14 protein-coding genes and 1 pseudogene are annotated in these 13,467 nt (G+C 34.2%); 1 reads left to right on the forward strand and 14 read right to left on the reverse strand.

Annotated features, from left to right (window positions below):
• Positions 1–447: pseudogene (locus tag BFF42_RS10380) on the forward strand (IS3 family transposase); the annotation flags it as partial.
• 606 nt (positions 448–1,053) lie between these two features.
• On the opposite strand, the gene BFF42_RS10385 reads toward BFF42_RS10380, so the two are convergent.
• The 14 genes from BFF42_RS10385 to mxiE form a co-directional block, all read right to left on the reverse strand.
• Positions 1,054–1,287, reverse strand: a complete 234-nt coding sequence (locus BFF42_RS10385) for a biofilm/acid-resistance regulator YmgB/AriR (protein ID WP_000538708.1) — start codon at positions 1,285–1,287, stop codon at positions 1,054–1,056.
• Between the two features lie 21 nt (positions 1,288–1,308).
• A complete protein-coding gene (spa40, locus tag BFF42_RS10390) occupies positions 1,309–2,337 on the reverse strand; it encodes a type III secretion system export apparatus switch protein Spa40/SpaS (RefSeq protein ID WP_001284685.1) in 1,029 nt (342 codons plus the stop codon).
• Positions 2,338–2,343: 6 nt separating this feature from the next.
• Complete coding sequence (spa29, locus tag BFF42_RS10395; protein ID WP_000355395.1) at positions 2,344–3,114, reverse strand: type III secretion system export apparatus protein Spa29/SpaR; 771 nt, start codon at positions 3,112–3,114, stop codon at positions 2,344–2,346.
• A complete protein-coding gene (gene spaQ / locus BFF42_RS10400; protein WP_001280546.1) occupies positions 3,114–3,374 on the reverse strand; it encodes a type III secretion system export apparatus protein SpaQ in 261 nt (86 codons plus the stop codon). The genes spa29 and spaQ overlap by 1 nt, the downstream gene beginning before the upstream one ends.
• A 14-nt stretch (positions 3,375–3,388) precedes the next feature.
• Positions 3,389–4,039, reverse strand: a complete 651-nt coding sequence (gene spa24, locus BFF42_RS10405; protein ID WP_000947538.1) for a type III secretion system export apparatus protein Spa24/SpaP — start codon at positions 4,037–4,039, stop codon at positions 3,389–3,391.
• Between the two features lie 4 nt (positions 4,040–4,043).
• Complete coding sequence (spa33, locus tag BFF42_RS10410; protein WP_146759037.1) at positions 4,044–4,925, reverse strand: SctQ family type III secretion system ring protein Spa33; 882 nt, start codon at positions 4,923–4,925, stop codon at positions 4,044–4,046.
• On the reverse strand, positions 4,919–5,797 hold the full coding sequence (gene spa32, locus BFF42_RS10415) for a type III secretion system needle length regulator Spa32 (RefSeq protein ID WP_001162455.1): 879 nt from the start codon (positions 5,795–5,797) through the stop codon (positions 4,919–4,921). Before spa32 ends, spa33 begins: the two co-directional genes overlap by 7 nt.
• Positions 5,784–6,134 carry a type III secretion system protein Spa13 gene (gene spa13 / locus BFF42_RS10420; protein ID WP_336603563.1) on the reverse strand — a complete coding sequence of 117 codons (351 nt, stop codon included), beginning with the start codon at positions 6,132–6,134 and terminating at the stop codon, positions 5,784–5,786. The genes spa32 and spa13 overlap by 14 nt, the downstream gene beginning before the upstream one ends.
• Positions 6,135–6,214: 80 nt before the next feature.
• Positions 6,215–7,507 carry a type III secretion system ATPase SpaL gene (gene spaL, locus BFF42_RS10425; RefSeq protein WP_000120388.1) on the reverse strand — a complete coding sequence of 431 codons (1,293 nt, stop codon included), beginning with the start codon at positions 7,505–7,507 and terminating at the stop codon, positions 6,215–6,217.
• Positions 7,508–7,510: 3 nt separating this feature from the next.
• A complete protein-coding gene (gene spa15 / locus BFF42_RS10430) occupies positions 7,511–7,912 on the reverse strand; it encodes a type III secretion system chaperone Spa15/SpaK (protein ID WP_000065501.1) in 402 nt (133 codons plus the stop codon).
• A gap of 12 nt (positions 7,913–7,924) precedes the next feature.
• Complete coding sequence (gene mxiA, locus BFF42_RS10435; protein WP_012421774.1) at positions 7,925–9,985, reverse strand: type III secretion system export apparatus protein MxiA; 2,061 nt, start codon at positions 9,983–9,985, stop codon at positions 7,925–7,927.
• A 12-nt stretch (positions 9,986–9,997) separates the two neighbouring features.
• A complete protein-coding gene (gene mxiC, locus BFF42_RS10440) occupies positions 9,998–11,065 on the reverse strand; it encodes a type III secretion system gatekeeper subunit MxiC (protein WP_000887823.1) in 1,068 nt (355 codons plus the stop codon).
• Positions 11,066–11,083: 18 nt separating this feature from the next.
• Positions 11,084–12,784 (reverse strand): type III secretion system secretin MxiD, encoded by a 1,701-nt coding sequence (gene mxiD, locus BFF42_RS10445; RefSeq protein WP_000714360.1) that lies wholly within the window; start codon positions 12,782–12,784, stop codon positions 11,084–11,086.
• On the reverse strand, positions 12,771–13,403 hold the full coding sequence (gene mxiE, locus BFF42_RS10450; RefSeq protein ID WP_000398259.1) for a type III secretion system transcriptional activator MxiE: 633 nt from the start codon (positions 13,401–13,403) through the stop codon (positions 12,771–12,773). Before mxiE ends, mxiD begins: the two co-directional genes overlap by 14 nt.
• Positions 13,404–13,467: the final 64 nt, after the last annotated feature.

Raw genomic sequence — 13,467 nt, forward strand, 5'->3', positions numbered from 1 at the left:
AGGGCGACCACAAACTCTGACCACAATCTGCCGGTTACGCCGAATCTGCTGAATCAGAACTTTACGCCCACAGCACCTAATCAGGTCTGGGTCGCAGATATAACGTATGTTGCCACCCGGGAAGGATGGCTGTATCTCGCTGGCGTCAAAGATGTTTATACGTGCGAAATTGTCGGTTACGCCATGGGAGAGCGCATGACGAAAGAGTTGACGGGTAAAGCCCTGTTTATGGCGCTCAGGAGCCAGCGCCCACCTGCCGGGCTAATCCACCACACCGATCGAGGTTCACAGTACTGCGCATACGATTACCGGGTCATACAGGAGCAGTCTGGTCTGAAAACATCAATGTCGCGTAAAGGTAACTGTTACGACAACGCTCCGATGGAAATCTTCTGGGGAACGCTGAAAAATGAAAGCCTGAGCCACTATCGTTTTAAGAGCCGGGATATTTCGTCAGCATACGGGAAAACTGATTGAGGTCGGCCTCAGTTTTGAGGCCTTTAGCCAGTTCAGCCGCAAGGGCTTTAAGCTTCTTTTCGTCCATAATTTACCTGTCTCCGTTGTTGGAGTAAACATATCAAAAACAGGCAATTACACAATTTAAATTACAGTCTCAAAACAAACCCAACGGTCAATATAGTTTACCAGCAAGCTTACTAGCAAAGTGCTAATCATTTGGTATCTTTCGTGCTATTCTCCTTTTACGTAAGTACTTAAGGGGAACGTATTTACTACTTTTAAAGAAAGCTCCGTTACTATCTGAAATGCAATGAGATAATAAACGATTACTCTCGGTTAGTATCTCATGATCATTTACAGACTTTGCATAATCGCGAATACTATATAACAGAGTTTTAACATTACAGGATGAATAGTCTCTCTTATCAACTCCTAATAAAAGAAGGATTATGGTCAGTCGTTTTTGCTGTCTTATCATATATTATTTAGTTCAGTTCCTAACAAAAACATAACAATTTTCTACAATTGATCCTGTGACTACATAAATATCTTCAACAAAAATATTTATATCAGCAAAAGAGTTATTATGAATGATTATAAATCATCAGGTGTTTTTTCAACGACCAACTCAAGAGCACAACGATAAATGTCTTTTCTAACCAGGTCACATTCAGATGAAATCTTTCTGAGTAAAACATTTATTATATCCTTGTTGCTAAGGAAAGATATTGGGTTCAATACCTCATTAGCAATGGAGTTAATGATGGAAGATTCTATTTCAAATTCAGACTGATCAATACCTATTTTATTACAGAAATTAACTCCCATATAACACATCTCCTTTACTTATTAATGAGTGTTTTCAACCTGCTCAAGCCAAACAATAAGACGTAGGACTTCATCCAAGTGTTCAAAATCAACAAAACTATATTTTGTATGTGTTTTATATAGTTTTCTAGCTAATTTCACATCACGCACAGTTGGTATACCAACTTCATTTGCATATTTTCTGACAGCCAAGGCACACTGGTTAGTTTCAATGAGAGAAATAAAAGGTGCAGGCGCTATTTCTGGATTAAAATAAATACCAATTGCAATATGAGTCGGGTTCATTACCACTAATTTTGAATTACGTATATCAGATTTAGTCTGCTCTGAAAGAATCTCGATATGCAACTCACGCCTTCTCGACTTTGTCTCAAAGTGTCCCTCTTGCTCTATATATTCTCTTTTTATCTCCTGTTTATCCATCATCATATCTTTCATGTATAAAATGAACTCAATCACAAAGTCAAGAATAATAACAAAAATAGAAAATGCTAAGAAAAATAATATTATATCCTTAAACAGCCCCCCCCAAATAAGATATAAGCCATCAACACTAGAAAACACCTGAGAAAAAATTATTTTTCGGTCATTAATCCAAAAGAAATAGGTTGTTAATGCTAGAATAATAAGAAGCAGAATGCTTTTGAAAAATTCTTTTATTGTCTTTATACTAAATATTTTTTTTAACCCTTTAACAGGGTTTAATACTGAAAAATCAATCTTGATAGCTTTAGTCGCAAGAACAAACTTTGTTTGAACCAATGTTGGCAACACAGCCGAAAGAACACAGAAAAAAAGTGGGAAGCCAATTATCTTAAAAAAGACAATAACCACTGCAAAAAAGTATTTACCCTCATTAATTTCGAAGTCATTAATTATTACATATCTGTATAAGAGCATTACATCACTTAAGGAAAAGAATGATATTATAGTAAATGTCCCTACCAGAATAATAACAACTGTCGTTAAATCCTTAAATTTAAATGACTGTCCTTTTTTTGCGGCATCCTTTAGTTTTTTAGGTGTCGGCTTTTCTGTTTTATTTGCCATAATATTTTATCTAACAAATAGATTTGTGAAAAATTTATGTTCACCGAGGAAAAATTGAACTTTAGAAAAGTAAATAGTAGAAGAACAGATGAAAATAATAAATATTGCAAGTAAACTTTTAATAGTTAATGATACGGAAAAAGCATTCATCTGCGGAGCAAATCTCGATAATACACCAAGTAATACTTCTGATAGTAACAATACTATCATAACAGGACTGGCTAAAATAACAGCCTGACTTGCCAATAAAGTCAGAAATGTTAAGATATTTGAGACACGGAAAGAACATTGAGAAAATAACGGGCATATATTATAAGACAATTGTATGGATTCTAAAATAAAGACCATTCCACCACTGTATAGAAATACAACTGCAGAAAAAAGATTGAAAAATTTTGCCAACTCAGACGTATCAACACCATTGGCAGGATCAATTGAACTACTAAGCGTTGCCCCACGCTGGTTGTCAATAATGCTACCAACAGCATGAAATATCCAAAAGGGAAGAGACAAGCAAAAAGAGAGAAGGAGGCCAACAATTATTTCCTTGAACATAAGGAAATAAACATGTTCAAAAACAGAAGAACCTATGTCTACCTTACCAGAAGTAATTAATCCTGATGCAACAAGAAAAATCACAGGTATTCTAATAGATGGAGAAATTATACCGTTATTTAAAAATGGAAGAAAGAAAAATAATGGAGCCAATCTAAAAAAAACGCCGTTCAGGAGTATTAAAAACACATGAATACTTTCGAACCAGCTTGAAATGTCCATCAAACCCCACTCTTAATTAAAAACATTATTTCATGACAAAAAGACAATAAAACCTCACCATACCATCCAGAAAGAAGTAGCAAAGATATTGAGACACCTATAAGCTTTATACCAAAAGGAAGTGTCTGCTCTTGAAGTTGAGTCACTGTCTGTAATAAACCAATAGTTAATCCAATAACCGTAGCTATACCTACTGGCCATAAGGAAAAGATAAGGATTAAATAAAGAGCCTTATTACCCATATAAACTATATCAGACACATTACCTCCATCATCTAAGCAGGAACATTGATATATTGTTCAATCAAGGCCTTAGACAGGATCCCCCACCCATCAAGCGCAACAAATAATACAAGTTTTATTGGTACTGATATTGTGATTGGACTCATCATCATCATACCAAGTGCAAGTAAAATGCTTGAAATAACAAGATCAACAACAATAAATGGCAAATATAAATAAAAACCTATTTTGAACGCATCTTTAATTTCACTTAGCGCATATGCAGGCAAGAGGGAAAACAATGAATAATCATTATTCTCTGCACTCTTTAAATCAGCATTTTCTTCTTCAGACCTTTGGAAAAAACGTGCCAACTCAAGATCTGTATGCTTTTTCAAGTATTGCTTGTATTCAATCAAGCCAGAATCAGAAAAACGGACAATATCTGATATTGTATCAAATTTTTGCGGGCCATTTAGATAATTTTCATAACCAGCTTCAATAATGGGTTTCATCACGAACAAAGCCATAATCAATGCAATACCATTGAGAGTCATATTTGATGGAACCTGCTGCAAACCAAGTGCATTTCGTACCATTACAAAAACAATAGAAAACTTTATATAACAAGTACCAGCAGCAACTAAAAATGGTAATAGCGTAAAAAAAGAAAGTGTAGCGATGAGGGACATATCACTCAGCATGAGATTACTCCTTTACCATCCAAGAACTAATCTCGATACCATAACCATCCTCAATAGAAACAAGTTCCCCATGCCCAACCAAAGAACCATTTACTTTAATATTTACATGTTTAACTATGTCATCGGGAAACTTGAATAAGTCGTTTTCTACATACATTTTTAGTTCATTGATTGTCATCTTTTTTTCTAAAAGGATAAAGTCCACTTTTACATTGATATCATCATAATTGAATAATGCCAAAGAAACTTCTGTGTGATCTGACTCACCATTACTTTCTGACAGATTAATTTTTGCCTCATTATTATCATTCACAATATAATCCCCAATAATAACTTGATTACACAATAATAAATTATAAAGTTTCTGAACTATGATTATATCACCAGTACGAATTCTTTTTAAAGTAGCCAGCCTTACATTAGATGAACCTAAGCAAAACTCTAAAAGATGATGCAATAAGTCAAGAGAAACTTGATTACGTAATACCGGCATCTTGTCAAAATAAATAATACCTAAAGAAGAGGAAAAACAGCATAAATGACTCCCAGTAGTTGCATACTGGATTTCATTCGTGATCCGGAAAGTAATCTTATCAGACAGTTCTGGAATCGAAAATACAGATGATGACTCTATAAAGACACATTTTGATAAATGCAGTAAAGATTCTTGTGTAGAAAATCCTGAAAATACCTCGTATTTTTTTTTCAAAAAAGATAATGTATCAATACGAATTACCCAATCCCCACACAAGGAAATAAGAGTGACTAAACTTTCACTGCCTGTAAATTTATTTTTGAATGTCTGAATCGAAAAACGCTCGCAGAGTTGCTTTGCATATAAAATCTGTAGTTTTTCGTTAGCATCAAAATGTTTAATTCTTAGCATTCTTCTTCACTCTGTTCATTATATCCTGTACTATTATTTTTATTCCCCTTATTATGTTGACTGCTATCAAATCTGTAATTACCCTCAGCATCTTGTTTCAAAATTAAGTCAAGTTTATTTCCTACAAATTGATCTGACGGTTTTAGAACAAAAGAACCAGACTCCACTGAAATACTAACAGAATGTCCAGCCCCCCACTGTTTAAAGTGGTAAGTCATTTCACTATTTTTTTGAAAAACATTTTTATCATTTTCAACTATTGATTTTTCTTGCAATGACATGGATGGGGTTATGTCTGCAGTATTTTTATTCATTACAGGCAGCTCAAATGATTTAGCAACACTTCCATTTAGTAAAGAAATGATGTCAGCAATATTCTTATCAATAGACAAGCTATGATTTTTTAAACCAATTTGACCATTTCTATTATCAGATTCTAGCAGATTATCAGGGTTTACAGAAGAAGTATGACTTCTTTCGAAGTTCTTGTCTGCATTTCCACTCTTATTATATGAAAAGATCCCCCTCATATCGCCGATATTTATTTTTTCCCTTGCTTTGATATCTTGATCTGGTATCAAAATATTTTCTTTAATGGCCATTGATTCTGGAATATCAGAATATGTCGCTCGTTCGTTTCTAAGTTCGAACGCATTTTTAATGCCACTATAAATTTCTCCTTTATCATGCTTATGTTCAAAGTGCTTATCAATAGTAAAATAGTTAGATGCAATTAAAGAGTACTCAGGAATTTCAACCTTCCTCTTCTTCTTCAAAACGAGACTATCAATATTATCTATTGAAGATAGTTTCTCACATTTTTCTATCTGTTTGTCACTACTAAAATTTAGGTTTATATTATCTAATGCCATACTTCATATCCTCTTGTGATAACTCATCAAGTATCAACTGTTTGGCAAAGTTATTTCTTTTAATCAAGCCAATCCGTTTACATATTTTACTCTCTTTATGAAGCAGTTTTCTTTTAGAAGCATTTGCCTCATCAATATCTTTTTGAATTTCTTCAATTCTTCCCTTTAGAAGAATTCGTTCAGACTGATATTGGATAATATGCTTTTTTACTATAGCGATCTTACGTCTTGTATTGAAAAGCTGACTAACACTCTGAGCGCCTATAGGTTCCAAGTCATTCTCCAGTTGCAGGAAGTATATAATCCTTTTATCTAATGCCTCCACATCTCGATACAAAGAGTTTTTTTTTTAGTGTTAATATGTGTGCTTCAATTAATTTAACAGACCGTTGATATTTATCTTTGATTTTTAAAACCTTATCTAATTGTTTCACCAATAAGCTCCATTGTCTGCTCATAAGTAAAACCGAGTCGATAATCTTGCTTCAGAAAACTCTCAACAACAGATATTTTGTTGTAGATTTTATCCTGAGAGGCATTCTCCCCCGGTTTGTATTCACCAAAGTCAATAATTGTCCTTAGCTCTTCTATTTCAGAAAGTAGCTCCCGAAATGCAGCGGCCATAATACGATGTTTTTCATCAACAACCTGTGTAAATACCCTGCTTATACTTTTTAAGGAATCAATTGCAGGAAATTGTCCTTTTTGGGCTAGATTTCTGCTCAAATATATATGTCCATCTAAAATGGATCTTACCTCTTCAGCTAATGGATCAGCAAAATCATCATCCTCCAAAAGAACAGTGTAAAATGCAGTAATAGAGCCACCTGCCTTTAACTTTCCTGGCCTTTCAAGAAGTCTGGGTAAGCTATCAAAAACCGAAACCGGATAGCCTCTTCTGGCAGGTGATTCTCCAGCGGCTAAGGCCACATCACGTAATGCTCTGGCATACCTTGTTAATGAATCAATAAAAAGCGCTACTTTATGTCCTTCAGTCCTAAAAAATTCGGCTATAGCAGTGGCTATATATGCAGCATTACAACGATCAACCGAAGAGTAATCCGAAGTTGCATATACTAAAACACACCTGCTTTTTTTCTCAGAGTTTTTCAAATAATCAACCGTTTCTGTAACCTCTCGACCTCGCTCACCAATTAACCCAATAACATATATATCAGCACTACTATGTTCAATGAGCATATTCATGAGAAAAGTTTTGCCACAACCAGCTGACGCAAAAATCCCCATTCGCTGTCCTTCACCACACGTGAGTAAAGAATCAATAACCTTAACACCTGTTAAAAAAGGCTTCTCAATTGCAGCCCTTTCACTATATAGCGGAGGAGCATTATCTACAGGTCGATAAAGAATTTCACTGTTATCCGTAACAGCAAACTTATCAGTAACCTCCCCTAAAGGATTGACTACTGCTCCCAATAATCCACGGCCGACTTGCGTATGAAGAAACTGGGCAGTGGGCTTAATCAACGTTTGCCGTGAAAGTCCACGAGAATTTCCAATCAAGCTTAATATTGTTTTTTCATCATGAAATCCTACAACCTGAGCTCTTGCAATAATTTCATTACTTTCAATTCCAGCCTGAATGTTACAAATCTCACCAATCGAAACATCACTAAGACTTGTTTCCAAGATTGGCCCCGAGATTCTATTAGGAAAAGATAATTGAGTGAGCAATTTTATATAGCTCATTGATTATAAGACCTCATTTAAGATTTCCATCCTCTGATAAAACTCATGCAGAATCTCTGCAAAAACAATCCCATCGTGAACGTAGTCATCTTTAATAACAACTCTTAACTGTAAGTACTCATCAGAACGATGAAGCTCTACCAGCTCATTAATGCTATAACTAAAGTTCATTAACATTAAATTTAATATGTTATAAGCAGATGACTGAAGTTTTACATCACTTGGTGCATCGAAATTAGCCCATAACATAACCTGCTCATTGACAAGAGCTATATTAATAGCAGGCATACTATCCAAAGAAATGGTAATCGCTGAATGGCTGTCTAAATCTGTAATAATTGATGGAGGACAACCAATCGTGAAAAGACTATCTCTAACTAATTGAACTAAATTAATGTTACTCATATTTAAACCTCACTAAATAGTCTTTAATACATTAATGGTATATGCTTCATCAATCTCAGCATACGATATAACGAGTATACTCTTAAATCTGTTATCTATAAGTCTTTTAACAAACCTACGTATATCTACTGATACCAAAAGAACGAAATTTTTTTTTGCATTTCTCAATTCTCTCAAAGCATGTGCTAAAGTTTCCATTACCTCATCCGAAACCTCTATATCCATATTCAAGAAAGAGCCACCAGAGGTTTGCCTTATCCCTTTTCTTATTGCATCCTCAATATATCCGGAAAGCATCACAACTTTAATCTCACCAGAAACAGCTATTTTACTACAAATATACCTAGAAAGTGATGCACGGACATGTTCAACTAATGTTATGACATCTTTTTCTCTGGGAGCCCAAAGCGCCAAAGACTCCATAATAAGTTTTAAATTGCGAACAGAAATATTTTCTCCAAGCAATCTTTGTAATACCTCAGAAATTCTCTGTATAGTCACATGTCGGAAGACTTCCTTTAATAGATCAGGATACCGATTTTCAAACTGATCTAACATATTTTTTGTTTCTTGTATACCAAAAATCTCATTTATGTTGTTTAATAAAGCTTGTGACAACTGGTGATAAAATTCATCTTGAGCACTTTTAATTTTAGCATCAATATTAGTTAGATTTTCTGTATATGAAACGTCTACCCAAGAAATAACACGTTCATTATATGAAGTTGAAACAACAGGAATACCTAGAGCATCTATATCTCCATTTTCATCTGTAATACACACTTTATCAAAGTATATATTAAAACTATCGGCACGCACCTCATTTATTAACAAAACAATATCATCGACCTTAAGCTCATTGCTTGTTCTATATAAAATAGTTGGAAGCCTGACACCATAATCAATAAAGAACTGACTTCTTATCCTTTCAATAAGACCTTCCATATCATTTGCACTTATCTTATTTTCGGCAAATAATAAAATTAAAGGAACGGTTTCTGAACTAATAGCATCCAGATTTTCTATCATTGCCAAAGATGAGTCATTGCTATTATCAATATCAAATGTACCAGTATAGCCACTAGAATCAGACTCAGACAGACTTTTTTCTTTTTCTACGACCTTTTTATAATAGAATAAAGCCGTCAAAGTAACTGCTATCAGGAAAAAAACAAAAAACGGAAAACCTGGCAACATCCCTATCGCCAAGGCAAGAGCTGATGTAACAATGAGAACAAAAGGATTCCCAAATATCTGGGACATTATGTTACGTCCCATATTATCGCTATCACCATTAACTCTTGTAACGATAAATCCTGCACTTATAGAAATTAACAGAGCAGGAATCTGAGAGACCAATCCGTCACCAATAGTTAGTATGGTATAAGTAGATAATGCACCAGATAGAGACATTCCATGTTGACTCATACCAACAGAAATACCTCCTATTAAATTGACAAAAATAATAATGATGCCAGCAATTGCATCACCTTTAATGAACTTCATTGCTCCATCAAATGAACCATACAATTGACTCTCACGTTCCAGAATACTGCGTCTTTCTTTAGCTCCTGCGGCATCAATAATTCCAGCCTTTAAATCCGCATCAATGCTCATTTGTTTCCCCGGCATACCGTCAAGAGAAAAGCGAGCAGCTACCTCCGCAACCCTTTCAGATCCTTTTGTTATAACAATGAACTGCACAACAGTTACTATTGAAAAAATAACAAAACCTACAGCCAGACTATCACCAATGACAAACTGGCCAAATGTAGTAATAATTTTACCCGCATCCGCATCAACTAAAATTAGTCGACTAGTACTTATTGATAAAGCGAGACGAAATAATGTCGTTATCAACAAAACCGAAGGGAATGTAGAAAAACTCAATATTCTTTCAATATAAAATGATCCCATAAAAACGAGAATAGCAAGTACAATATTAAGCCCTATTAAAAAATCAACAAGGTATGTAGGTAATGGTATGATCAACATAGCAATGATCATAACCATAAGCACTAATATAATTAATTCAGGCTTAGTACTTACTTGCTTAAGAAAAGACTGGATCACTTTCATCTCCTGTTATCTAGAAAGCTCTTTCTTGTATGCACTTGTGACAAGCTCTCGTAGAATATTGATCGCAATTTCTCTTTCACTTTCACTTTTAAATATATCATGAGGACTTTCATTAACAGAAGATAGATATGTTTGATACACTACAGAATCCTCATGACTGGCTCGTGATACGTCTATAACAGAAGTAAGAATTTGCTCACTTTCACTTGGATATTGAAAAATATATAATAAAGTTAGCAATAGCTGCTCTGCACTTAAACTGCCATCTTTTAGCAAGCTTGAGGATTCCAGTTTCTTCATAAAAATTACATCTGAAGTTCTAATCATCTTAATTGCAATTAATTTAGATAACACAAAACCAAACTCATAAGCATTACAGCTCGGTTTCTCAGAATCCATGTCTACAATCAGTGACTGCTCTACAAAATTCACAATTGTATGTCTGTGATTAAAACCAAAATTACCAAGCCATTCTATATACTGATCTGTTGTTGATATGTTCCCCATGATAAAACCACGATAACATGCACGCAAAAGCTGTGGTTCAAGTTTCATTTTGTTGCCAAATAATTTAGCCTGTATAGCTGAATTTATTCCAGCATTAACACTTTTTTCACTACCTGATATTATCTCATTAATAATTTTAGTTAATGATTCGACTTGTTCAGCAGTAAGATCTTTTTCATTCAAAAGTTCCCTTAATGCTAAGACTTGATCACTTGGATCTTTAAAATATCTCTTTAGTCTGTCTATAAAATCCTGATCTAGAGGAAGGTTATCTTTTAAAGTTCTCTTTAAATCAAAAATCTTGTGATTAATTTCATCTTCTTCCCCATCTAAAATACGTTCCTGACTATCACTATTTGTTCCTTTCAGTTTCTCAAGGTCTCTTCTGTTTATAAATGACGAAAGAGCGGAAGCCATCTCATCAGATGAGTCAATATACTTGCTATTAGCCAAGCCAGAATCAAGCTCTGCATCAGCAGTCTCATCTCCATCATCTGAATTTGTCATTGCATTCAACTTATCAATGAATGCAGAGCTAAAAACTCCTGTATTTTTAACATCAAGCATACATCACCTACTTTATAGTTAGTAATTTAAGTATGAAACCAATGATTTTTCGTCTTCCAGCAAAGTAGTTTCAGATGGGATTATTTGTGTAGTCTTTTGTATTTCTCTTTCAGATATGAGGCTCTTATATTCTGCAGTATTATAATAACTTGACTCCTTTATCTCACGGGGTTGAATCAGAAAAACCCTTACAATATTACTGATATTACTTGTTTTATACTTGAACACATTACCGATTACAGGAATAGAGGAGAGAAAAGGAATAGATACTATTTCGTTAGAGTTCGTTTCATGCGTATAACCACCTATCAACAAACTTTTGCCTTGTGGAACTCTCGCTATTGTACTGATTTTGGTCCTTCCAACTTCTGGAAGGACAGATGTATTTTCATTATTATAATTGTAATTTGACTGACTATTTCCTGTTCCATCCTCTATCGTTAAAGACATCTCAATTTGTCCCCGAGATGAAAAGCGAGGTATAACATTTATCAATGTTCCATACGTAACATGCTCCAACGAAGAATTGCGCTCACCAACTAATGACACATAAAAAGTCCTGTTATTATCAAATATAGCCGGAATATTCTCTTGTGTCAAAATCACCGGCCTTGAAACTACATTTGCTTTCTTTTTCTGATTTAATGCCATAACTGAAGCAATAAACTTATTGCCGTCCAAAGTGCTTATCGATGCTGATGAGCTCATATTAAATGATGCACCAAACGAATCACCAAATGAAGCCGTTCCTTGCCAATTAACGCCAAGGTTATTTAATTCAGATTTATCAATATCGATTATCCATAATGATAATTCTATATGTCGTTTGGCTACATCTAACTGAGTGATAATATCGCGAATAATCTGTATTTGCTGATCATTACCTTTGACTAATATAGAATTGGTTTCTGGATATGCAATAAGTGATACATCCTCTAATATAGAACTATTGGTAACTGAACTAAATGAAAAGTCATTACTATCCTCAGATACTTTCTGTGTAATATTAAAGGGTGGCATCGGATCATTTTTGGCTTGTCTGTTACTCAGAGCCTTACCATTATTTAATAAACGTTCTACAACAGTAGCCACCCCTGGGATGACAATATCCTCCCCTCTCATATTATAAGTTCTGTCACTAACAAATGTATTTTTTAATTTTATAACCCCAAAATTAACTTTATCTGTCCCAATAGAAGAAACCTGCTTATCAAGCAAAGTTGCTGTATTAGCTACCAGTTCAACCAATGCCGGAGGACCAGATATATAGAATGTTTTATCACTAATGTTTCCTCTTATAGGATATCTGTGATCATAAAGGTTAGCATCCTTCAGATACTGAATAAGATAATTAAGTGATATATTCTCCAGCAAAATAACTTTGCTTATTAATTCTCCAGAGTCATATATGTATAATGCATTTCCATCTTTATACCATATGAGTCCCACAAGTAATGTCATTTTTTCAAGCATTTCTTCTGGATTAGATAAATCAAACTCCCCAGATATTCTCTTTTTTGCAGCTTGTTTGCTAACAACAATAGGATAATTTAATAACGCAGAAAAACGTTCAAAAAAAGATCCTACCGTATCACTTTGAGCAACATATTTCGCTATGTCATTTTGTTCTAATAAATGAGAGTCAATATTATTAGCATTAACTATCAATGGTAACAATACAATCAAGAGAGTCAAAGATTTAATATTAAATTTTTTCATTTATTTTTTTCACTAAAAAAGTAATATTCGATAATTCTCTTGCAGAAAAGCCTAGTCGTGTTTTTATCTCATTTGAAAAATGGGATGTTGATGCATACCCATTATTCATGGCAGCAGAAGTGATTGTTTGATTGTGCAAAAATACATCTAATAAACCATTTACTAACCGCCAAGTGTTCAGTTGTTCTTTGACTTTTGCCCCTAAAGCTTTTCTACATAAAGATCTAAAATAAGCCTCCGACACACCATAATGCTCTGTCAGACTCTTTATTCTTACCTCCTTTTCTTTCTCAATAGTTCTCAGAAGATAAAGAACCAAATGATATGACTCAGTCATTCGTATCATAGCCAGTGCATTACTTACATTCTGGTCAGATGAAAAGATGAATCTTAACATTAACTTATCAAGCATCGATTCGGTATTACAACTATCCCGAAGATCATTCTCATGATAGAAATGAATACATTTTTCAGCATGGCTATGCTCTACTAGAGCACCACTGAAATAGTCCCAAAAAGCAAGAAATTTTGCACAACTATTAATGTTAAAGCGATAATGATAGTTCACATTATCACTGAATTTTATATTTTGATTTCGGACAAAAAAAAACCCTTCCATGCTGGAGCCAGCTCAATTATGTTACGTTCTTTATCTTTTACAAGCTCAACGTTAACTGGTTCAT

The organism is Shigella sp. FC1661, from assembly GCF_001712525.1.
GTDB lineage: Bacteria > Pseudomonadota > Gammaproteobacteria > Enterobacterales > Enterobacteriaceae > Escherichia > Escherichia coli.

Bases quoted from the DNA above. Each gene is read 5' to 3' on its own strand.
- BFF42_RS10385 (WP_000538708.1), bottom strand. From the start codon at position 1,287: ATGGGAGTTAATTTCTGTAATAAAATAGGTATTGATCAGTCTGAATTT.
- spa40 (WP_001284685.1), bottom strand. From the start codon at position 2,337: ATGGCAAATAAAACAGAAAAGCCGACACCTAAAAAACTAAAGGATGCC.
- spa29 (WP_000355395.1), bottom strand. From the start codon at position 3,114: ATGGACATTTCAAGCTGGTTCGAAAGTATTCATGTGTTTTTAATACTC.
- spa24 (WP_000947538.1), bottom strand. From the start codon at position 4,039: ATGCTGAGTGATATGTCCCTCATCGCTACACTTTCTTTTTTTACGCTA.
- spa33 (WP_146759037.1), bottom strand. From the start codon at position 4,925: ATGCTAAGAATTAAACATTTTGATGCTAACGAAAAACTACAGATTTTA.
- spa32 (WP_001162455.1), bottom strand. From the start codon at position 5,797: ATGGCATTAGATAATATAAACCTAAATTTTAGTAGTGACAAACAGATA.
- spaL (WP_000120388.1), bottom strand. From the start codon at position 7,507: ATGAGCTATATAAAATTGCTCACTCAATTATCTTTTCCTAATAGAATC.
- spa15 (WP_000065501.1), bottom strand. From the start codon at position 7,912: ATGAGTAACATTAATTTAGTTCAATTAGTTAGAGATAGTCTTTTCACG.
- mxiC (WP_000887823.1), bottom strand. From the start codon at position 11,065: ATGCTTGATGTTAAAAATACAGGAGTTTTTAGCTCTGCATTCATTGAT.
- mxiD (WP_000714360.1), bottom strand. From the start codon at position 12,784: ATGAAAAAATTTAATATTAAATCTTTGACTCTCTTGATTGTATTGTTA.
- mxiE (WP_000398259.1), bottom strand. From the start codon at position 13,403: ATGGAAGGGTTTTTTTTTGTCCGAAATCAAAATATAAAATTCAGTGAT.